We start from the raw sequence: 19,707 nt of genomic DNA on the forward strand, positions 1-19,707 counted from the left end.
GATCCGTCCCCTCGGCCCTGGCGGGCCTGGGGAGACCCCATGCACCAGACCCCGCTCCCTGATCCGGCCTGATCCAAACGAAAGACCCTAGCCCCACCCGTACGGCCACGCGGCCCATCGGGACGTCAGCCCCGTACGAGCGGCCCTCACGGACGCGGGCGTACGGGCCGTCCTCGCGTGACCGCGTACGCCACCACACCCGCCGCGAGCACCCCCATCCCCGCGAGCACGGAGGCCGGCGGCAGCGCGAACGCCAGGACCGCGCAGCCGGCCAGACCCACGGCCGCGAGAGCCCGGTGCGAGCGGCCCAGCGTCCAGGCGGAGGCGTTGGCGATGCCGTAGTAGACCAGCACGCCGAAGGAGGAGAAGCCGATCGCGCCCCGCACGTCGGCCGTCGCCGCCACCACGGCCACCACGGCCGCCACCGCCACCGCGTGCGCCTGGTCCGGCCACAGATACGCCCCCACCGTCAGCGCCATCGCCGCGCAGGAGGCCGTCTTGCCGACGACGAACGCCCAGCCCGCCAGGTATCCCCAGAACGGCCCCAGGCGTTCGCGACCGTACACATAGGTGCCCCCGGAGGCCGGATGACGGGCCGCGAGCCGGGCCGACGCCATGGCGTTGCAGTACGCCACCACCGCGGCGACGCCGAGCGCCGGAAGCAGCCCCGAACCGGCCGCGCCCGCGGCCGGCGCGAGCGCCACGAAGATCCCCGCCCCCATCATCGAACCCAGCCCGATGACGACGGCGTCGAACACCCCGAGGAACCGGCGCAGTTCCTGTGTCATGCGCCGCACCCTAACCAGTCCCGCGACCGGACCGCCGCGCACGGTGCCCTCCCCGCCGCGCGCTTGGCGAACGCCGCTAGAGCCCCGTCTGGCGCAGGGTGATGTTCAGCCGGCCGGTCAGTCCGAGCTCCGGATCGGCCGTGCCGGGCAGGACCTTGGGCACTGCGTGGTACGCGAGCCGCGACGGCCCGCCGAAGACGAAGAGATCGCCCGACGCCAACTCCACGTCCGTGTAGGGCCGCCCGCGGTTCTCGGTGTTCCCGAACCGGAACACGCAGGTGTCGCCGAGACTCAACGACACCACGGGAGCACCCGACCGCTCCTCCCGGTCCTGGTGCATGCCCATCCTCGCCCCGGCGTCGTAGAAGTTCACCAGCGCCGTGTCCGGCGCGAAACCCCCGTGCTCGCCGTACGCCTCGACCAGCGCCTCACGCCCCAGCTCCGCGAGCCAGTCGGGCAGTTCGACACCCATCCCCGGCAGATAGCGGTACGGCTCCCACCGCCGGCCAAGGCACAGCGACCGCACGGACATCACCCCGCCGCCCGGCAGCACGGTGTGCCGGTACGCGACGGGCCCACGGCCCCACGCCCGGCAGGCGGCGACCAACTCCCGCTGCCGCGCGGGCGGCAGCCACCCGGGCACATGCACCGCGCCCGGCGCGACGACCGCCCGCTCGCGCGGGAAGAGCCCTTCCGCGCTCATCCCACCAGGGCGCCTTCCAGCCCGAGCAGCCGCTCCTTGCGCTCGAGACCGGCCGCGTACCCGCGCAGACTCCCGTCCGCGCCGATCACCCGGTGGCAGGGCCGCACCACGAGCAGCGGATTGCGCCCGATCGCGGTGCCGACCGCCCGCACCCCGGCCCCGGACGCCCCGACCCGGCGGGCGATGTCCGCGTACGAGACGGTGGAGCCGTACGGAATGTCCTCGAGGGCCCGCCAGACGCGCCGCTGGAAGTCCGTACCGCTCACGGCGTACACGACGTCGAAACGGTCCCGCCGCCCGGCGAAGTACTCACCCAGCTGCCCGGCGACCCCGGCGAGAAGCTCGGGGTCGTGCCGCCAGCCGTCCCGGACGGTGACGGCACCCTTCTGGCCGGGCAGCGAGAGCGACGCCAGCTCCGTGGAACCGTCCTCGGTGACGCGACCGACCAGCAGCATCTCCCCGAGGGGGCTGTCGAAGTGGGCGTACACGGTCTGCGGCGTCATGGCTGGTTCCTCTCCTCGCACGCTCGATCCGTCGTCCAGTGTGCGAGGGGCCGCCCGGGGCGGCTGGCGGTTTTCGGACACGCAGGTCGTGGACCTAGCGGTAGTTCACGAACTGGATGGCGAAGTCGAAGTCCTTGCCCTTGAGCAGCGCCTGCACGGCCTGCAGGTCGTCCCGGCTCTTCGAGCTGACCCGCAGCTCGTCACCCTGGACCTGCGCCTTGACGCCCTTGGGGCCCTCGTCACGGATGACCTTGGAGACCTTCTTGGCGTTCTCCTGGGAGATGCCCTCCTCGATCGTGGCGAAGATCTTGTACTCCTTGCCGGACAGCTGCGGCTCGCCCGCGTCCAGCGACTTCAGCGAGATCCCGCGCTTGATCAGCTTCGTCTGGAAGATGTCCAGGATCGCCTTGACCCGCTCCTCGCCGTTCGCCTGCATCAGGATCTTCTCGCCCTGCCAGGAGATCGAGGCGTCCGTGCCCTTGAAGTCGTACCGCTGCGAGATCTCCTTCGCCGCCTGGTTGAGGGCGTTGTCGACCTCCTGCCGCTCGACCTTGGAGACGATGTCGAAACTGGAGTCGGCCATGACGTGTGGCTCCTTGCGTCGAATGCGTGGGGTTGCGTTGGCGTTACGACGCAAGCCTAGTCACCCGCACCCACCCGAACCGCTGATCAATCCGGTGGCGGACCACCCCCACGCATCGGGTATCGTTTACGTCGTTGCCACGGAGCACCGCCGAAAAGCGGCTCCCGGCAGCGACATCCCATGGCGGTGTGCCCGAGTGGCCAATGGGAGCGGACTGTAAATCCGTCGGCTTAGCCTACCCAGGTTCGAATCCTGGCGCCGCCACGCGATAAGAACGGCCCCTGATCTGCGGAGACGCGAATCAGGGGCCGTTTCTGTGTGCCCGGGCCGCTATTCGCCCGCCACGGCCTTCACGGCGACCGAAACCGGGGCCGAGCCGCTGACCACTTCCAGGGTCAGACCCGCCGTGGCCGGGGTCTCCAGGAGTTCCGCGAGGACCGCCGCCACGTCGTCGCGGGGGATCGGCCCGCGGCCCGTGTGGGCCTCCAGGCGGACCAGGCCCTTGCCGGCGTCGTCCGTGAGGATGCCGGGGCGCAGGATCGTCCAGTCCAGGGCCTTTCGGGAGCGCACGGCGTCGTCCGCCTCGCCCTTGGCGCGGAGGTAGGCGTCGAAGACCTCCTCGCCCGGGTGGGCCGCGTCGGCTCCCATGGAGGAGACGACGACATAGCGCCGTACGCCCGCCCGTTCGGCGGCGTCCGCGAAGAGCACCGCGGCCGCGCGGTCCACGGTGTCCTTGCGCTCCACCGAGCTGCCCGGTCCCGCGCCCGCCGCGAAGACCGCCGCGTCGGCGCCGCGCAGCACCTCGGCGACCTCGTCCACCGAGGCCGACTCCAGGTCCAGGACGACCGGTTCGGCGCCCGCCGCACGCAGGTCCTCGGCCTGTTCCGGTCTGCGGATGATCCCGACCGCCTCGTGCCCGCCCGCCGAGAGCAGCCGCTCCAGACGCAGGGCGATCTGTCCGTGTCCTCCAGCGATGACAATGCGCATACTCACGACCGTACGTCGGCCCCGCCCGGAGGGCTTCCCGACTCCGGCCGTGACTGGCGCGGAAGATCGAGCGCGGCCGCGGAGTCGCAGTACTCCCGCACCGCGCTCGTGCGCGCCACCACCCGCCCCCGGTGCACCACGATCCGGCTGTACGCGAGGGAGAGCACGCCCGTGAGCCGCTCACCGCGCACCGCGAGCAGCTCGGCCGGGAACCCGGCCTCCACCCGCACCTCCGGCAGCCCCATCGCGGTCCTCGCCGCCGCGCTCACGGTGTCGTACGCGTCCTGGGCCGCGAGGCCCCCCAGGGAGGTCAGCAGATAGGCCGCCTCCAACGGGTCCCCCCGCCCCACCGGGTTGGCGACGTCCCGCAGGGCCCCGCCGCCCGCGGCCAGCCGTACCCCGGCCGCGCGCAGCAGCCGCACCGGTGCCGGGCCGCGCAGCTCGGTCGCCCCGCAGCCGCCCTGCGGCAGGCACACGACGGTCACCCCGGCCGCCGCCAGCCGGTCGACCGCCCGCCGTGCCACGTCGGAGGGCAGCCGGGCGAGCCCGGAGCAGGGCCCGATGGTCACTCCGGGCCGCAGCCCGCCGGCCATCGCGGCGAGCCGCGCCAGGCGCGCCGGGTCGTCGCCGTCGGTGTGGAGGTCGACCGGACAGCCCTGCTCCGCCGCGGTCTCCAGGACGGCCTCCACGTACCCGGTCGGATCGGGGTCGAGGTCGGGGCAGCCTCCCACCACCCCGGCGCCCATCTTCACCGCGTCCCGCAGCATCGCGAGTCCGTCGGCGCCCGCAGCCCCGGTCAGCAGGCGCGGCACCGCGACCGCCGTCAGGTCCGTGAGGCCGCGCAGCGAGCGCCGCGCCTGGAGGACGGCTTCGAGGGGGCCGAGCCCCTGGACGTCCCCGATCCGGACGTGGGCGCGCAGGGCGGTGGCGCCGTGGCCGAGCTGGAGCAGCGCCGCCTCGGTGGCGCGCCGCTGCACCTCCTCGGGGGCGTACGAGACGGGGCCGGGGGTGTCGGCGCTGAGCGCGGTGTCGGCGTGGGCGTGCGGTTCGGCGGGCGCGGGCAGCAGGAGGTACCCGGCGAGGTCGACGCGGGCGCCGAGTGCGGTCAGGCTGCCGGCCGTACCGACTGCCTCGATCCGGCCGCCGACGAGGCGCACGTCCACCGTCCGGCCGTCGGCGAGACGGGCGTTGGAGAGCAGGAGCGAGGTGGAGTCGGCGGTGTCGGCGGCCCAGTCGTCGGGCGGCTGGGGCTGCTTGCTGTCGGCTGACATCGGGCTCCTCAAGGCTCCTCAAGATCAAGATCACGCAGCGTGGAGCCGAGCCTAGGGGCGGCCCGGCCGCCCTTCGCGGAGGAGCGCAATAGTCGTACTGATGAGGCCACGAGTGGCGTACGGGGCGGGCGGGACACCGCGTGCGCGTGGGGGGACGCGGGCGCGAACGCACGCGCGGAGACGGCCCCGGAAACGGATTTGGGCGATCGGCGGAGGACCGTGTAATGTCTTCATCGCTCGCCCCAATAGCTCAGTCGGTAGAGCGTCTCCATGGTAAGGAGAAGGTCTACGGTTCGATTCCGTATTGGGGCTCTGGTGAGAAGGACCCGCCTTCGGGCGGGAACCAGATCATCAAAGCGGTGTAGCTCAGTCGGTAGAGCAAGCGGCTCATAATCGCTGTGTCACCGGTTCAAGTCCGGTCACCGCTACACACAGTAGCCGATTGTGGGGTCGGTCCTTCGATCGGCTACTCTTCTATGCGTTCATCCGTCCACCCGTCCGTCAAGGAGCACTCACGTGGCTGCCACCGACGTCCGCCCGAAGATCACGCTGGCCTGCGTGGAGTGCAAGGAGCGGAACTACATCACCAAGAAGAACCGGCGTAACAACCCGGACCGTCTTGAGATGAAGAAGCACTGCCCTCGCTGCAACTCGCACACTGCGCACCGCGAGACTCGTTAATCAGGCTCGTACACGAGGCCGTCCCCACCAGGGGGCGGCCTCGTGTCGTTTGTCGGCACGATCGGCAACACCGGCAACATCGGCAATGAATCCAGGAGGTATCGAGTCCATGGCGCTCGACCAGTCCTTCGTGGGTCGGACCTATCCGCCCACCGCGCCCTACGAGGTCGGCCGCGAAAAGATCCGCGAGTTCGCGGAAGCGGTGGGTGACGCGAACCCCGCCTACATCGATCAGGAAGCGGCGAAAGCGCTCGGTCACCCGGACGTGATCGCTCCGCCGACTTTTGTGTTCGCCATCACTTTCGCGGCGGCCGGGCAGGTCATCGAGGATCCGCAGCTCGGTCTGGACTACAGCCGCGTGGTGCACGGCGACCAGAAGTTCGTCTACACCCGGCCGGTGCGGGCCGGGGACCGGCTCTCCGTCACCTCCACCATCGAAGCGGTCAAGACCCTGGCGGGCAACGACATCCTGGACATCCGCGGCGAGGTGCACGACCAGACCGGCGAGCACGTCGTGACCGGCTGGACCAAGATCGTGTCCCGAGCGCCCGAGGAGGCCTGAACCCATGGCTGCGAAGATCGCTTACGACGAGGTCGAGGTCGGCACCGAGCTGCCGGCGCAGTCCTTCCCCGTGACGCGCGCCACGCTGGTGCGGTACGCCGGTGCCTCCGGGGACTTCAACCCGATCCACTGGAACGAGAAGTTCGCGCGTGAGGTCGGTCTCCCCGACGTCATCGCGCACGGCATGTTCACCATGGCGGAGGCGGTCCGCGTCGTGACGGACTGGGTCGGCGACCCGGGGGCCGTCGTCGAGTACGGCGTGCGCTTCACCAAGCCGGTCGTCGTGCCGAACGACGACAAGGGCGCCCTGATCGAGGTCAGCGGCAAGGTCGCGGCGAAGCTGGACGACGGGCGGGTCCGGGTGGACCTGACGGCGATGTCGGCGGGCCAGAAGGTGCTGGGCATGTCCCGGGCCGTGGTCCGGCTCGCGTAGCTCGTGCCGCAGGCGGAGGTGCCCGCGGCGGGACGTTCCGCGTGGCCGTCTCCGACCGCTTCGGGCGCGCGGCCCCGACCGGACCGGCGGGGCCGCCCCCGTACTCTTGAGCCCGTGCAGGAACTCCACGACGCCCCCCTCGCCCCCCTGACCACCTTCCGGCTCGGCGGCCCGGCCGCCCGGCTGGTCACCGCGACGACCGACGCCGAGGTGATCCAGGCGATCCGCGACGCCGATGTGACGGCCACCCCGCTGCTGATCATCGGCGGGGGCAGCAACCTGGTCATCAGCGACAAGGGCTTCCCGGGCACCGCCCTGCGCATCGCCACCAAGGGCTTCGAGCTCGACGGCACCGAGCTGGAGCTGGCGGCCGGCGAGGTCTGGACCGACGCCGTGGAGCGCACCGTCGAGGCGGGTCTCGCGGGCATCGAGTGCCTGGCGGGGATCCCCGGGTGCGCGGGCGCGACGCCGATCCAGAACGTGGGCGCGTACGGCCAGGACGTCTCGTCCACGATCACCGAGGTGGTCGCGTACGACACGGTCGACCACCGGGTGGTCACGCTGACGAACGAGCAGTGCGACTTCTCGTACCGGCACAGTCTCTTCAAGAGGCTGCCGGACTCCTACGTCGTGCTGCGCGTCCGCTTCCGGCTGGAGGACGCCGGGGGGCTGAGCACGCCCATCGCGTACGCGGAGACCGCCCGGGCCCTCGGGGTGGAGGTCGGTGACCGGGTCCCGCTGGCCACCCTCCGCGAGACCGTCCTGAAGCTGCGCGCGGGCAAGGGCATGGTGCTCGACCCGGAGGACCACGACACCTGGTCGGCCGGGTCGTTCTTCACCAACCCGATCCTCACCAACGAGGAGTTCTCCGCCTTCCACGCGCGCGTGGCCGAGCGGCTCGGTCCCGACGCGCAGGCCCCCGCCTTCCCCGTCGGCGACGGTTTCACCAAGACCTCGGCCGCCTGGCTGATCGACAAGGCCGGCTTCGGCAAGGGGTACGGCTCCGGCCCGGCCCGGATCTCCACGAAGCACACCCTCGCCCTCACCAACCGGGGCGAGGCCACCACCGAGGACCTGCTCGCGCTGGCCCGCGAGGTCGTCGCCGGGGTGCGGGACGCCTTCGGGATCACCCTCGTCAACGAGCCCGTGACGGTCGGCGTCAGCCTCTGAATCCCGGGCACCCGCGCCGGCTCAGCCCGCCGGGTTCGCCAGCCAGTCGTCGATGCCCGACAGCAGCTTCCGCCGGACGTCCTCCGGCGCCGCCGAACCCCGTACCGACTGGCGGGCCAGCTCGGCCAGTTCCGCGTCCGTGAAGGCGTGGTACCTACGGGCGATCTCGTACTGGGCCGCCAGGCGGGAACCGAAGAGCAGCGGGTCGTCCGCGCCCAGGGCCATCGGCACGCCCGCCTCGAAGAGCGCCCGCAGCGGAACGTCCTCCGGCTTCTCGTACACCCCGAGGGCCACATTGGAGGCCGGGCAGACCTCGCAGGTCACACCCCTCTCGGCCAGTTTGCGCAGCACCCGGGCGTCCTCCGCCGCCCGCACCCCGTGACCCACCCGGGTCGCCCGGAGGTCGTCCAGGCAGTCGCGTACCGACGCGGGGCCCGCCAGCTCGCCGCCGTGCGGGGCCGCCAGCAGCCCGCCGTCGCGGGCGATCGCGAAGGCCCGGTCGAAGTCGCGGGCCATGCCCCGGCGCTCGTCGTTGGAGAGACCGAAGCCGACCACACCCCGGTCCGCGTACCGCACGGCGAGCCGCGCCAGCGTGCGGGCCTCCAGGGGATGCTTCATCCGGTTCGCCGCGACCAGGACCCGCATCCCGAGCCCCGTCTCGCGCGCGGCCGTGTCCACGGCGTCCAGGATGATCTCCATCGCCGGGATCAGACCGCCGAGCAGCGGGGCATACGAGGTCGGGTCGACCTGGATCTCCAGCCACCCGGAGCCGTCCCGCACGTCCTCCTCGGCCGCCTCGCGGACCAGCCGCCGGATGTCCTCCGGCTCCCGCAGACAGGACCGCGCGATGTCGTACAGGCGCTGGAAGCGGAACCAGCCGCGCTCGTCCGTCGCCCGCAACTGGGGCGGAGTGCCGCTGCTCAGCGCCTCCGGCAGATGGACGCCGTACTTGTCGGCCAGTTCGAGCAGCGTCGAGGGACGCATCGAACCGGTGAAGTGCAGATGCAGGTGCGCCTTCGGCAGCAGGCTGATGTCGCGGACGGCAGGCTCGGAATCGTGCTCGGAAACGTGCTCCATTGAAGGATCTTGCCGCACCCGAATGGACGAGGACAGCCCCTTTCCCCGATCGGGACCTTGCTAGAACGCGAGAACGGGCCCCCGGCGCGACGCCGGGGGCCCGTTCCTGGGACTGAAGCCCGAAGTGCGAAGACTAGGGACGCGCTTCCGCGAGCAGCTTCTGCATCCGGGAGACGCCCTCCACCAGGTCCTCGTCACCCAGCGCGTACGAGAGACGCAGGTAGCCCGGCGTGCCGAAGGCCTCGCCCGGGACGACCGCGACCTCGGCCTCGTCCAGGATCAGCGCCGCCAGCTCGACCGACGTCCGCGGCCGCCTGCCGCGGATCTCCTTGCCGAGCAGCCCCTTCACCGACGGGTACACGTAGAACGCGCCCTCCGGGGTGGGGCACAGGACGCCCTCGATCTCGTTGAGCATCCGCACGATCGTCTGGCGGCGCCGGTCGAAGGCGCGCCCCATCTCCGCGACCGCGTCCAGGTTCCCCGAGACGGCGGCCAGCGCGGCGGCCTGCGCCACGTTGCTCACGTTCGACGTGGCGTGCGACTGCAGGTTCGTCGCGGCCTTCACGACGTCCTTCGGGCCGATGATCCACCCCACGCGCCAGCCGGTCATCGCGTACGTCTTGGCGACGCCGTTGACCACGACGCACTTGTCGCGCAGCTCCGGCATGACAGCCGGCAGGGAGACCGCGGAGGCGTTGCCGTACACCAGGTGCTCGTAGATCTCGTCGGTCAGCACCCACAGACCGTGCTCGACGGCCCAGCGCCCGATGGCCTCGGTCTCGGCCTCGCTGTAGACGGCGCCGGTCGGGTTCGACGGGGAGACGAAGAGGACGACCTTGGTCCGCTCCGTGCGGGCCGCCTCCAGCTGCTCGACCGAGACGCGGTAGCCGGTCGTCTCGTCGGCGACGACCTCGACCGGGACACCGCCCGCGAGACGGATGGACTCGGGGTACGTCGTCCAGTACGGGGCCGGGACGATGACCTCGTCACCCGGGTCGAGGATCGCGGCGAAGGCTTCGTAGATCGCCTGCTTGCCGCCGTTGGTGACCAGGATCTGGGAGACGTCGACCTCGTAGCCGGAGTCGCGCAGCGTCTTGGCTGCGATCGCGGCCTTCAGCTCGGGCAGACCGCCGGCCGGGGTGTAGCGGTGGTACTTCGGGTTCTTGCACGCCTCGACGGCGGCGTCGACGATGTAGTCGGGCGTCGGGAAGTCGGGCTCACCCGCGCCGAAACCGATCACCGGCCGCCCGGCGGCCTTGAGGGCCTTGGCCTTGGCGTCGACGGCGAGGGTCGCGGACTCGGAGATCGCACCGATGCGGGCGGAGACCCGGCGCTCGGTCGGAGGGGTAGCAGCGCTCATGCGGCCCATCGTCCCAGACCGTCTCGCGACCCGGCACACAGGTTTCGAGGAGCGGACAGGAACGGTCGTTCCCGGTCGTACGGGGGCCTGCGGGGGCCTCCGGAAATCCCCGGCGAGGGACCTCTCGGAGCGCCTGCGGGCCTCCGACGTGCTTTCTGTTCGACGCAGCGCTCTTGAACACGTACACTCACTGCTCGTTGGCCCTCACCGACCACATCTCAGGATGCGGTAGGTTGGGGGAGCCACAAAGGGTCGTAGCTCAATTGGTAGAGCACTGGTCTCCAAAACCAGCGGTTGGGGGTTCAAGTCCCTCCGGCCCTGCTACACACACCGCCAGGATGTGTGCGCATGTACGTACTTCAATGCACCGCCGTGCGGATCCACCCGGCACGGCTCTGCCATGACCCGGGATCAGGTGAGAAGCGTGACGGACGCCGTGGGCTCCATCGACATGCCTGATGCCGAGGACGAGGCGCTGGAGTCGAAGAAGAAGGCCCGTAAGGGCGGCAAGCGCGGGAAGAAGGGCCCTCTGGGCCGCCTCGCGCTCTTCTACCGCCAGATCGTCGCCGAGCTCCGCAAGGTCGTCTGGCCCACTCGTAGCCAGCTGACGACGTACACCACGGTAGTGATTGTCTTCGTTGTCATCATGATCGGTCTGGTGACCGTGATTGACTATGGCTTCCAGGAAGCAGTCAAGTACGTCTTCGGCTGACTTCTTGTTCCACCCCATCTGTATCCAGGAAGAAGCAGCCACCGTGTCTGACCCGAACCTGAACGACGCCGTCGATTCTGTCGAGTCCGTTGAGGACGAGCTCGACATCGTCGAGGCGGCCGACGAGGACCAGGCTGAGGCTGCTGACGCCGCTGCGGGCGAGGCGGCCGAAGAGACCGCCCTGACCATCGACGACGAGTCCGACGAGGACGACTCCGAAGAGGCCGTCGAGGCCGAGGTCTCCGACGCCGAGGGCGACTCCGACGAGGACACCGAGGCCCAGGCCGAAGAGGTCGAGGCCGCCGAGGACGCCGAGGACGCCGACGAGGAGCCCGCCGATGCGGTCGACCCGGTCCAGGCCCTGCGTGACGAGCTCCGCGGCCTGCCCGGCGAGTGGTACGTGATCCACACCTACGCGGGCTACGAGAAGCGCGTGAAGGCCAACCTCGAGCAGCGTGCCGTCTCGCTGAACGTCGAGGAGTTCATCTACCAGGCCGAGGTGCCCGAGGAAGAGATCGTCCAGATCAAGAACGGCGAGCGCAAGAACGTCCGGCAGAACAAGCTGCCCGGTTACGTTCTCGTCCGCATGGATCTGACGAACGAGTCCTGGGGCGTCGTCCGCAACACCCCCGGCGTCACCGGCTTCGTGGGCAACGCCTACGACCCGTACCCGCTGACCCTGGACGAGATCGTCAAGATGCTCGCCCCGGAGGCCGAGGAGAAGGCCGCCCGCGAGGCCGCCGAGGCCGAGGGCAAGCCGGCTCCGGCCCGCAAGGTGGAGGTCCAGGTCCTGGACTTCGAGGTCGGCGACTCGGTCACCGTCACCGACGGCCCCTTCGCCACCCTCCAGGCCACGATCAACGAGATCAACGCCGACTCCAAGAAGGTCAAGGGCCTCGTCGAGATCTTCGGTCGCGAGACCCCGGTCGAGCTCAGCTTCGACCAGATCCAGAAGAACTGACCCTCGACCCTCACAGGTTTCCGACCAGGTCAGAGTGGCTCTCACAGCCGCTCTGACCTGCTCGGTTTTTAGCCGCACGTCTATACCCGTTATCGTGGTGCGGTATGCCTCCATCCGGATGACCGGATGGCGGGCTGAACACTCTCACTAGGACCCGGAGAGAGCAATGCCTCCCAAGAAGAAGAAGGTCACGGGGCTTATCAAGCTCCAGATCAACGCCGGTGCGGCCAACCCGGCCCCGCCGGTCGGCCCCGCGCTCGGTCAGCACGGCGTCAACATCATGGAGTTCTGCAAGGCCTACAACGCCGCGACCGAGTCGCAGCGTGGCATGGTCGTGCCGGTGGAGATCACGGTCTACGAAGACCGCTCCTTCACCTTCATCACCAAGACTCCGCCGGCCGCCAAGCTGATCCTCAAGGCCGCAGGTGTGGACAAGGGCTCCGGCGAGCCGCACAAGACCAAGGTCGCCAAGCTCACGGCCGCCCAGGTCCGCGAGATCGCCACGGTCAAGCTGCCCGACCTGAACGCCAACGACCTGGACGCCGCGTCGAAGATCATCGCCGGCACCGCCCGCTCCATGGGCATCACGGTCGAGGGCTGATCAGCCCCCTTGTGACCTCTGTGGTAGGACCAGCGCTGGTCCGCACCACGACTCCACACCTGAACCAAGCAGGAGAAGCAGTGAAGCGCAGCAAGGCACTCCGCGCCGCGGACGCCAAGATCGACCGGGAGCGGAACTACGCCCCCCTCGAGGCCGTCCGTATCGCCAAGGACACCGCCTCCACCAAGTTCGACGGAACCGTCGAGGTCGCCTTCCGCCTGGGTGTCGACCCGCGCAAGGCCGACCAGATGGTCCGTGGCACCGTGAACCTTCCGCACGGCACCGGTAAGACCGCCCGGGTCCTGGTCTTCGCGACCGGTGACCGTGCCGAGGCCGCGATCGCCGCGGGCGCCGACATCGTCGGCTCCGACGAGCTCATCGACGAGATCTCCAAGGGCAACCGCCTGAACGAGTTCGACGCCGTTGTGGCCACCCCGGACCTCATGGGCAAGGTCGGCCGCCTGGGCCGTGTCCTCGGCCCGCGTGGTCTCATGCCGAACCCGAAGACCGGCACCGTCACCCCCGATGTCGCCAAGGCTGTCAACGAGATCAAGGGCGGCAAGATCGAGTTCCGCGTCGACAAGCACTCGAACCTGCACTTCATCATCGGCAAGGTCTCCTTCGACGAGACGAAGCTGGTCGAGAACTACGCCGCGGCTCTGGAGGAGATCCTCCGTCTGAAGCCGTCCGCCGCCAAGGGCCGCTACATCAAGAAGGCGACCCTGACGACGACGATGGGCCCCGGCATCCCGCTGGACTCCAACCGCACCCGCAACCTCCTCGTCGAGGAGGACCCGGCCGCGGTCTGAGCCCCCACGGCTCGCTGAGTGGTCATACCGGCCCCCTCAACCCTCTTCGGAGGGCTGAGGGGGCCGGTTTTTTTCCGTACGGGTCTGTCAGCGCCGTGGACTACCGTTCGGGTGACCGGCTGAACTGAAGATCAAGGGGTGGGGATTCATGAGCAGGACCGCGTGGAAGCGTGCCGGCGTCTCGCTGGTCGCCGTGGCCGTCGTGGCCGGTGTCACCGGCTGTGAAGGCGACGCGGGCGGGGGCGGCGGGAAGAAGGGCGCCGACGCGCCCGCGACGTCGCCGCTCCAGACGCACGAGACGGTCACGAAGGTCATCCGGGCCGCGTACGAGAAGACCTCGGCCGCCAAGTCCGCGAAGATCAAGATGAGTGTGTTGATGCCGGCCGCCCTCGGGGGCGGCGGCACCATGGAGCTGACCGGCGTCCAGGGGTGGGACCCCGTCGCCATGGACATCACCATGAAGGGCTCCATGCTCGGCCTCGGCCGCCCGGACGCCCCCGAGCAGACGCGCATGATCATGGCCGGCGACGCCGTGTACATGGACATGGGCGCCGAGCGGGCCGCCGAGATGGACGGCAAGCGCTGGATGAAGCTCGACATGGGGGCAGCGGCGAAGGCCGGGGGCGACGAGCTGCGGAAGTCGATGGGCACCAGCTTCGAGCAGATGAACCAGGACCCGGCCCAGCAGCTGGCGCTGCTCCTGGAGTCCCCGAACCTCAAGCACGTCGGCGCCGTGAAGGTCAACGGCGTCGAGACCCAGCACTACAAGGGCACGCTCAGCGTCGAGCAGATGCTGGACGCCAACAAGGCGAAGTCCGCGGCCCTCTCGGAGCAGGAGCGGAAGGAGCTCCTCGCCAAGGTCGAGAAGGCCGGCATGAAGGGCTACGACACCGAGGTCTGGGTCGACGCCAACGGCTACCCCTCGCGCATGGTCGTCGAGATGACCATGGGCGTGGGTACGGTCGAGATGGCGGCCGACTACACCGACTACAGCGCCGAGGCCGCCGTCCAGGCCCCGCCGGCCAAGGACACCTTCGACCTCGCCGCGATGCTCAAGGACCTCGGCGGGGACACCGGTCAGGCCTGAGGCGACTGAGCCGTACGGGCGGATTTGCTCCTTGCCGTAGGCGTCGCGTACTCTTCCACAGAAGCCAAAGACCGCTGGTCGTTGCCGTGTGCTCGTAAGAGGATGCGGCGGCCGAAGGTTCGCTGGGATGCGAACGGCCCGCGCAGGTGATCGTGGAAGAGTTCCCGGATCTTTTGACCCGGTCGAGCTGAGCCCCGTGCGCCTGCGCCGGGGCGTTTTGTTTTGTCAGCCCCTTCTGAGCGGTCCTCATCACCCGGAAGGAGGCCGACGCTCTATGGCAAGGCCCGACAAGGCTGCCGCGGTAGCCGAGCTGGAGGACAAGTTCCGCAGCTCGAACGCCGTCGTGCTGACCTCGTACACGGGGCTCACCGTGGCGCAGCTCAAGACGCTGCGTCGTTCGCTCGGTGAGAACGCCCAGTACGCCGTGGTGAAGAACACGCTGACCAAGATTGCGGCCAACCAGGCCGGGATCGCCGCGCTGGACGACCAGCTTGCTGGTTCGACCGCGGCCGCCTTCGTCACCGGTGACCCGGTGGAGTCGGCGAAGGCTCTGCGTGACTTCGCCAAGGACAACCCGAACCTCGTCATCAAGGGCGGTGTCCTTGACGGCAAGGCGCTGTCCGCCGACGAGTTCAAGAAGCTTGCGGACCTCGAGTCCCGCGAGGTTCTGCTCAGCAAGCTGGCCGGCGCGTTCAAGGGCAAGCAGTCGCAGACTGCCTCGCTCCTCCAGGCGCTGCCGTCGAAGTTCGTCCGCACCGCGGAGGCGCTTCGGGTCAAGCTCGCCGAGCAGGGCGGTGCCGAGTAACTCGGCTCGCGCAATGATCGCCGCTCAGTAGAGCGACGGTCGCAGCGGGCCGAACGTACGCCCGCCTACATGTACATCCGGCACCTGCCGAATTAGTGGAAGGACGCCATCATGGCGAAGCTGTCCCAGGACGACCTGCTCGCGCAGTTCGAGGAGATGACCCTCATCGAGCTCTCCGAGTTCGTGAAGGCCTTCGAGGAGAAGTTCGACGTCACCGCCGCCGCGGCCGTCGCCGTCGCCGGCCCCGCCGCTGCGGGCGCCCCGGCCGAGGCCGAGGCCGAGCAGGACGAGTTCGACGTCATCCTCGAGGGTGCGGGCGAGAAGAAGATCCAGGTCATCAAGGTCGTGCGTGAGCTGACCTCCCTGGGCCTGAAGGAGGCCAAGGACCTCGTCGACGGCACCCCGAAGCCGGTCCTCGAGAAGGTCGCCAAGGAGGCCGCGGAGAAGGCTGCCGAGTCCCTCAAGGCCGCCGGCGCCTCCGTCACGGTCAAGTAACACCTCGCGAGTCCTCCGACTCGCTCAGGCGCCGCTCAGGCGCCTTCTGAAGGGCGATCACCCATCCGGGTGGTCGCCCTTCGGCGTTCCCCTGACCGGGCGCGTCGGGGGTCGTGGAGCCCGTCCGTGGCGGAGTATGGTGATCTTCGCCGTGCGCCCCGCTGACCGGGGGGCCTTGACGAACCGCACGCAGCGCGCAATTCTCAGGACGCGTCGTCACAACGATCCGTATCCGAGGCATGGATCGACGGCGGAACGGGCAGTATCGAGGTGCGCCGCATGGCGCGTGGTACCGCGGAGTTGAGAACAACGAGGGTCGAGAAAAGCACGCCCTGGACATCAGTGAGCCGAGTGGCTACACTGACCCTTTGCGCTGCCTGTTAGCTGCCCCCTGCCCGTCACCAGGGGCATCCCCTCGCAATAGCATCGTGGACACGACCGCCCTGACCTGGCCTTTCGGCCGATGTCTGGAACGTCCGTCTCTGTGCACCGCTTGGGACCGGTACGCGCGTAGTGAGTCCGAGCCCTCGGAAGGACCCCCTCTTGGCCGCCTCGCGCAACGCCTCGACCAATACGAACAACGGCGCCAGCACCGCCCCGCTGCGCATCTCCTTTGCAAAGATCAAGGAGCCCCTCGAGGTTCCGAACCTCCTCGCGCTGCAGACCGAGAGCTTTGACTGGCTGCTCGGCAACGCCGCCTGGAAGGCTCGCGTCGAGGCAGCTCTCGAGTCGGGACAGGACGTCCCCAGGAAGTCGGGTCTGGAGGAGATCTTCGAGGAGATCTCCCCGATCGAGGACTTCTCCGGGTCGATGTCGCTGACCTTCCGCGACCACCGTTTCGAGCCGCCGAAGAACTCGATCGACGAGTGCAAGGACCGTGACTTCACGTACGGCGCCCCGCTCTTCGTCACCGCCGAGTTCACCAACAACGAGACCGGGGAGATCAAGTCCCAGACGGTCTTCATGGGCGACTTCCCGCTCATGACGAACAAGGGCACCTTCGTCATCAACGGCACCGAGCGTGTCGTCGTGTCGCAGCTCGTCCGTTCGCCCGGCGTCTACTTCGACTCCTCCATCGACAAGACGTCCGACAAGGACATCTTCTCCGCCAAGATCATCCCGTCCCGGGGTGCCTGGCTGGAGATGGAGATCGACAAGCGCGACATGGTCGGTGTCCGCATCGACCGCAAGCGCAAGCAGTCCGTGACCGTCCTCCTCAAGGCGCTCGGCTGGACCACCGAGCAGATCCTGCAGGAGTTCGGCGAGTACGAGTCCATGCGCGCCACCCTGGAGAAGGACCACACCCAGGGCCAGGACGACGCGCTGCTCGACATCTACCGCAAGCTGCGTCCGGGCGAGCCGCCGACGCGTGAGGCCGCTCAGACGCTGCTCGAGAACCTCTACTTCAACCCCAAGCGCTACGACCTCGCGAAGGTCGGCCGCTACAAGGTGAACAAGAAGCTCGGCGCCGATGAGCCGCTGGACGCGGGTGTCCTCACCACCGACGACATCATCGCGACCATCAAGTACCTCGTGAAGCTCCACGCGGGCGAGACCGAGACGGTCGGCGAGAACGGCTCGGAGATCGTCGTCGAGACCGACGACATCGACCACTTCGGCAACCGTCGTCTGCGCAACGTCGGCGAGCTCATCCAGAACCAGGTCCGTACGGGTCTGGCTCGTATGGAGCGCGTCGTGCGTGAGCGCATGACCACCCAGGACGTCGAGGCGATCACGCCGCAGACCCTGATCAACATCCGGCCGGTCGTCGCCTCCATCAAGGAGTTCTTCGGCACCAGCCAGCTGTCGCAGTTCATGGACCAGAACAACCCGCTGTCCGGGCTGACGCACAAGCGTCGTCTGTCCGCGCTCGGCCCGGGTGGTCTGTCCCGTGAGCGGGCCGGCTTCGAGGTTCGAGACGTGCACCCGTCCCACTACGGACGCATGTGCCCGATCGAGACCCCCGAAGGCCCGAACATCGGTCTGATCGGTTCGCTCGCCTCGTACGGCCGCGTCAACGCGTTCGGCTTCGTCGAGACGCCGTACCGCAAGGTCACCGAGGGCCAGGTCACCGACGAGGTCGACTACCTGACCGCCGACGAGGAGGACCGCTTCGTCATCGCCCAGGCGAACGCGACCCTGAACGACGAGCTCCAGTTCACCGAGCCCCGCGTTCTGGTCCGCCGCCGTGGTGGCGAGGTCGACTACGTCCCGCCGACCGACGTCGACTACATGGACGTCTCGCCGCGCCAGATGGTGTCGGTCGCGACCGCCATGATCCCGTTCCTCGAGCACGACGACGCCAACCGTGCCCTCATGGGCGCGAACATGATGCGTCAGGCGGTGCCGCTGATTAAGTCCGAGGCCCCGCTCGTCGGTACCGGCATGGAGTACCGCTGTGCCACCGACGCCGGCGACGTGCTGAAGGCCGAGAAGGACGGTGTGGTCCAGGAGGTCTCCGCGGACTACATCACCACCGCCAACGACGACGGCACGTACACCACGTACCGCCTGCACAAGTTCTCCCGCTCGAACCAGGGCACCTCGGTCAACCAGAAGGTTGTCGTGGACGAGGGCTCCCGGGTCGTCGAGGGCCAGGTCCTCGCCGACGGTCCGGCCACCGAGAACGGTGAGATGGCGCTCGGCAAGAACCTGCTCGTGGCGTTCATGCCGTGGGAGGGTCACAACTACGAGGACGCGATCATCCTGTCGCAGCGCCTCGTGCAGGACGACGTCCTCTCCTCGATCCACATCGAGGAGCACGAGGTCGACGCCCGTGACACCAAGCTCGGCCCGGAGGAGATCACCCGGGACATCCCGAACGTCTCCGAGGAGGTCCTCGCCGACCTCGACGAGCGCGGCATCATCCGTATCGGTGCCGAGGTCGTCGCCGGCGACATCCTCGTCGGCAAGGTCACGCCCAAGGGTGAGACCGAGCTGACCCCCGAGGAGCGCCTGCTCCGCGCGATCTTCGGCGAGAAGGCCCGTGAGGTCCGTGACACCTCGCTGAAGGTGCCGCACGGCGAGACCGGCAAGGTCATCGGCGTCCGCGTCTTCGACCGCGAGGAGGGCGACGAGCTTCCCCCGGGCGTGAACCAGCTGGTCCGCGTCTACGTCGCCCAGAAGCGCAAGATCACCGATGGTGACAAGCTCGCCGGCCGTCACGGCAACAAGGGCGTCATCTCCAAGATCCTGCCGATCGAGGACATGCCGTTCCTGGAGGACGGCACCCCGGTCGACATCATCCTCAACCCGCTGGGTGTCCCGTCCCGAATGAACCCGGGACAGGTCCTGGAGATCCACCTCGGCTGGCTCGCCAGCCGCGGCTGGGACGTCTCCGGCCTCGCGGACGAGTGGGCGCAGCGCCTCCAGGCGATCGGCGCCGACAAGGTGGAGCCCGGTACCAACGTCGCCACCCCCGTCTTCGACGGCGCGCGTGAGGACGAGCTGGCCGGCCTGCTCCAGCACACCATCCCGAACCGCGACGGCGAGCGCATGGTGCTCCCCTCCGGCAAGGCGCGTCTGTTCGACGGCCGCTCCGGCGAGCCGTTCCCGGACCCGATCTCGGTCGGGTACATGTACATCCTCAAGCTCCACCACCTGGTCGACGACAAGCTGCACGCCCGGTCGACCGGTCCGTACTCGATGATCACCCAGCAGCCGCTGGGTGGTAAGGCCCAGTTCGGTGGCCAGCGCTTCGGTGAGATGGAGGTGTGGGCGCTGGAGGCTTATGGCGCCGCGTACGCCCTCCAGGAGCTGCTGACGATCAAGTCCGACGACGTGACCGGCCGCGTGAAGGTCTACGAGGCCATCGTCAAGGGCGAGAACATCCCTGAGCCCGGCATCCCCGAGTCCTTCAAGGTGCTCATCAAGGAGATGCAGTCCCTGTGCCTCAACGTGGAGGTGCTGTCCTCGGACGGCATGTCCATCGAGATGCGCGACACCGACGAGGACGTCTTCCGCGCAGCGGAGGAGCTCGGTATCGACCTGTCCCGGCGCGAGCCGAGCAGCGTCGAAGAGGTCTGACGGGAGTCCGGCCGGGGTACCAGCGATGGTTCCCCGGCCGGCCCCAGGACCCCCGTATCAGACCCCTAAGACTTACAACCCTGAGAGGGATTG

General features: G+C 69.1%; 20 protein-coding genes and 4 tRNA genes. 16 read left to right on the forward strand and 8 right to left on the reverse strand.

Translation table 11 applies throughout. From position 1 onward, the window contains the following. Positions 1–146: 146 nt before the first annotated feature. The 4 genes from ACWDX6_RS16300 to ACWDX6_RS16315 form a co-directional block, all read right to left on the reverse strand. Positions 147–788 carry an amino acid permease gene (locus ACWDX6_RS16300; RefSeq protein WP_451485601.1) on the reverse strand — a complete coding sequence of 214 codons (642 nt, stop codon included), beginning with the start codon at positions 786–788 and terminating at the stop codon, positions 147–149. A gap of 76 nt (positions 789–864) precedes the next feature. Then, positions 865–1,491: an alpha-ketoglutarate-dependent dioxygenase AlkB family protein gene (locus ACWDX6_RS16305; RefSeq protein ID WP_451485602.1), complete on the reverse strand. Its 627-nt coding sequence runs from the start codon at positions 1,489–1,491 to the stop codon at positions 865–867. Then, the gene (locus ACWDX6_RS16310; RefSeq protein ID WP_451485603.1) at positions 1,488–1,994 is read right to left on the reverse strand and encodes a methylated-DNA--[protein]-cysteine S-methyltransferase; all 507 of its coding nucleotides are present in this window, start codon (positions 1,992–1,994) and stop codon (positions 1,488–1,490) included. The genes ACWDX6_RS16305 and ACWDX6_RS16310 overlap by 4 nt, the downstream gene beginning before the upstream one ends. A gap of 94 nt (positions 1,995–2,088) precedes the next feature. Further along, positions 2,089–2,577: a YajQ family cyclic di-GMP-binding protein gene (locus ACWDX6_RS16315; RefSeq protein ID WP_403287860.1), complete on the reverse strand. Its 489-nt coding sequence runs from the start codon at positions 2,575–2,577 to the stop codon at positions 2,089–2,091. 182 nt (positions 2,578–2,759) lie between these two features. Between ACWDX6_RS16315 and ACWDX6_RS16320 the strand changes: the two genes are divergently transcribed. Beyond that, positions 2,760–2,841: transfer RNA gene (locus ACWDX6_RS16320), tRNA-Tyr, on the forward strand. Positions 2,842–2,907: 66 nt separating this feature from the next. Here ACWDX6_RS16320 and ACWDX6_RS16325 read toward each other — a convergent pair. Together ACWDX6_RS16325 and ACWDX6_RS16330 are read right to left on the reverse strand one after the other, a co-directional pair. Next, positions 2,908–3,564: an NAD(P)H-binding protein gene (locus ACWDX6_RS16325; RefSeq protein WP_451485604.1), complete on the reverse strand. Its 657-nt coding sequence runs from the start codon at positions 3,562–3,564 to the stop codon at positions 2,908–2,910. A 2-nt stretch (positions 3,565–3,566) separates the two neighbouring features. Continuing rightward, positions 3,567–4,835, reverse strand: coding sequence for an amidohydrolase family protein (locus ACWDX6_RS16330; protein ID WP_451485605.1), 1,269 nt, complete (start codon positions 4,833–4,835; stop codon positions 3,567–3,569). A 239-nt stretch (positions 4,836–5,074) separates the two neighbouring features. On the opposite strand from ACWDX6_RS16330, the gene ACWDX6_RS16335 reads away from it, so the two are divergent. From ACWDX6_RS16335 to ACWDX6_RS16360, 6 genes are all read left to right on the forward strand, one after another. After that, positions 5,075–5,147 (forward strand) — tRNA-Thr (locus ACWDX6_RS16335). Between the two features lie 43 nt (positions 5,148–5,190). Continuing rightward, positions 5,191–5,263: transfer RNA gene (locus ACWDX6_RS16340), tRNA-Met, on the forward strand. Positions 5,264–5,351: 88 nt separating this feature from the next. Then, on the forward strand, positions 5,352–5,516 hold the full coding sequence (rpmG, locus tag ACWDX6_RS16345) for a 50S ribosomal protein L33 (protein WP_003956487.1): 165 nt from the start codon (positions 5,352–5,354) through the stop codon (positions 5,514–5,516). A gap of 109 nt (positions 5,517–5,625) precedes the next feature. Beyond that, positions 5,626–6,078: an FAS1-like dehydratase domain-containing protein gene (locus tag ACWDX6_RS16350; RefSeq protein WP_451485606.1), complete on the forward strand. Its 453-nt coding sequence runs from the start codon at positions 5,626–5,628 to the stop codon at positions 6,076–6,078. 4 nt (positions 6,079–6,082) lie between these two features. Beyond that, entirely contained in the window at positions 6,083–6,511 is a 429-nt protein-coding gene (locus ACWDX6_RS16355) for a MaoC family dehydratase (protein ID WP_451485607.1), read from the forward strand. 114 nt (positions 6,512–6,625) lie between these two features. Continuing rightward, positions 6,626–7,681: a UDP-N-acetylmuramate dehydrogenase gene (locus ACWDX6_RS16360; RefSeq protein ID WP_451485608.1), complete on the forward strand. Its 1,056-nt coding sequence runs from the start codon at positions 6,626–6,628 to the stop codon at positions 7,679–7,681. Between the two features lie 21 nt (positions 7,682–7,702). On the opposite strand, the gene ACWDX6_RS16365 is transcribed toward ACWDX6_RS16360, so the two are convergent. Both ACWDX6_RS16365 and ACWDX6_RS16370 read right to left on the reverse strand, forming a co-directional pair. Next, entirely contained in the window at positions 7,703–8,758 is a 1,056-nt protein-coding gene (locus ACWDX6_RS16365) for an adenosine deaminase (RefSeq protein WP_451485609.1), read from the reverse strand. A gap of 133 nt (positions 8,759–8,891) precedes the next feature. Next, on the reverse strand, positions 8,892–10,127 hold the full coding sequence (locus ACWDX6_RS16370; RefSeq protein ID WP_451485610.1) for a pyridoxal phosphate-dependent aminotransferase: 1,236 nt from the start codon (positions 10,125–10,127) through the stop codon (positions 8,892–8,894). Between the two features lie 239 nt (positions 10,128–10,366). Here ACWDX6_RS16370 and ACWDX6_RS16375 point away from each other — a divergent pair. The 9 genes from ACWDX6_RS16375 (at position 10,367) to rpoB (ending at position 19,614) form a co-directional block, all read left to right on the forward strand. Beyond that, positions 10,367–10,439 (forward strand) — tRNA-Trp (locus tag ACWDX6_RS16375). A gap of 103 nt (positions 10,440–10,542) precedes the next feature. Beyond that, positions 10,543–10,830 carry a preprotein translocase subunit SecE gene (secE, locus tag ACWDX6_RS16380; RefSeq protein WP_356886166.1) on the forward strand — a complete coding sequence of 96 codons (288 nt, stop codon included), beginning with the start codon at positions 10,543–10,545 and terminating at the stop codon, positions 10,828–10,830. Between the two features lie 43 nt (positions 10,831–10,873). Beyond that, the gene (nusG, locus tag ACWDX6_RS16385) at positions 10,874–11,791 is read left to right on the forward strand and encodes a transcription termination/antitermination protein NusG (protein ID WP_451485611.1); all 918 of its coding nucleotides are present in this window, start codon (positions 10,874–10,876) and stop codon (positions 11,789–11,791) included. Between the two features lie 166 nt (positions 11,792–11,957). Further along, a complete protein-coding gene (gene rplK, locus ACWDX6_RS16390; protein WP_030318720.1) occupies positions 11,958–12,392 on the forward strand; it encodes a 50S ribosomal protein L11 in 435 nt (144 codons plus the stop codon). An 80-nt stretch (positions 12,393–12,472) separates the two neighbouring features. Further along, positions 12,473–13,201, forward strand: coding sequence for a 50S ribosomal protein L1 (gene rplA / locus ACWDX6_RS16395; RefSeq protein WP_451485612.1), 729 nt, complete (start codon positions 12,473–12,475; stop codon positions 13,199–13,201). Between the two features lie 148 nt (positions 13,202–13,349). Then, positions 13,350–14,288 (forward strand): hypothetical protein, encoded by a 939-nt coding sequence (locus ACWDX6_RS16400; RefSeq protein ID WP_451485613.1) that lies wholly within the window; start codon positions 13,350–13,352, stop codon positions 14,286–14,288. Positions 14,289–14,562: 274 nt separating this feature from the next. Then, positions 14,563–15,093 (forward strand): 50S ribosomal protein L10, encoded by a 531-nt coding sequence (rplJ, locus tag ACWDX6_RS16405; protein WP_403287872.1) that lies wholly within the window; start codon positions 14,563–14,565, stop codon positions 15,091–15,093. A gap of 111 nt (positions 15,094–15,204) precedes the next feature. After that, on the forward strand, positions 15,205–15,588 hold the full coding sequence (gene rplL / locus ACWDX6_RS16410; RefSeq protein WP_329117219.1) for a 50S ribosomal protein L7/L12: 384 nt from the start codon (positions 15,205–15,207) through the stop codon (positions 15,586–15,588). 543 nt (positions 15,589–16,131) lie between these two features. After that, a complete protein-coding gene (gene rpoB, locus ACWDX6_RS16415; protein ID WP_451485614.1) occupies positions 16,132–19,614 on the forward strand; it encodes a DNA-directed RNA polymerase subunit beta in 3,483 nt (1,160 codons plus the stop codon). Positions 19,615–19,707 lie beyond the last annotated feature (93 nt).

The sequence above is a fragment of the Streptomyces sp. NPDC003027 genome (assembly GCF_053591435.1).

Coding starts and splice junctions, on each gene's coding strand:
- ACWDX6_RS16310 (WP_451485603.1), bottom strand. CDS start 1,994: ATGACGCCGCAGACCGTGTACGCCCACTTCGACAGCCCCCTCGGGGAG.
- ACWDX6_RS16350 (WP_451485606.1), top strand. CDS start 5,626: ATGGCGCTCGACCAGTCCTTCGTGGGTCGGACCTATCCGCCCACCGCG.
- ACWDX6_RS16330 (WP_451485605.1), bottom strand. CDS start 4,835: ATGTCAGCCGACAGCAAGCAGCCCCAGCCGCCCGACGACTGGGCCGCC.
- rplK (WP_030318720.1), top strand. CDS start 11,958: ATGCCTCCCAAGAAGAAGAAGGTCACGGGGCTTATCAAGCTCCAGATC.
- ACWDX6_RS16305 (WP_451485602.1), bottom strand. CDS start 1,491: ATGAGCGCGGAAGGGCTCTTCCCGCGCGAGCGGGCGGTCGTCGCGCCG.
- ACWDX6_RS16370 (WP_451485610.1), bottom strand. CDS start 10,127: ATGGGCCGCATGAGCGCTGCTACCCCTCCGACCGAGCGCCGGGTCTCC.
- ACWDX6_RS16365 (WP_451485609.1), bottom strand. CDS start 8,758: ATGGAGCACGTTTCCGAGCACGATTCCGAGCCTGCCGTCCGCGACATC.
- ACWDX6_RS16315 (WP_403287860.1), bottom strand. CDS start 2,577: ATGGCCGACTCCAGTTTCGACATCGTCTCCAAGGTCGAGCGGCAGGAG.
- rplL (WP_329117219.1), top strand. CDS start 15,205: ATGGCGAAGCTGTCCCAGGACGACCTGCTCGCGCAGTTCGAGGAGATG.
- ACWDX6_RS16355 (WP_451485607.1), top strand. CDS start 6,083: ATGGCTGCGAAGATCGCTTACGACGAGGTCGAGGTCGGCACCGAGCTG.
- ACWDX6_RS16400 (WP_451485613.1), top strand. CDS start 13,350: ATGAGCAGGACCGCGTGGAAGCGTGCCGGCGTCTCGCTGGTCGCCGTG.
- ACWDX6_RS16300 (WP_451485601.1), bottom strand. CDS start 788: ATGACACAGGAACTGCGCCGGTTCCTCGGGGTGTTCGACGCCGTCGTC.
- ACWDX6_RS16325 (WP_451485604.1), bottom strand. CDS start 3,564: ATGCGCATTGTCATCGCTGGAGGACACGGACAGATCGCCCTGCGTCTG.
- rplJ (WP_403287872.1), top strand. CDS start 14,563: ATGGCAAGGCCCGACAAGGCTGCCGCGGTAGCCGAGCTGGAGGACAAG.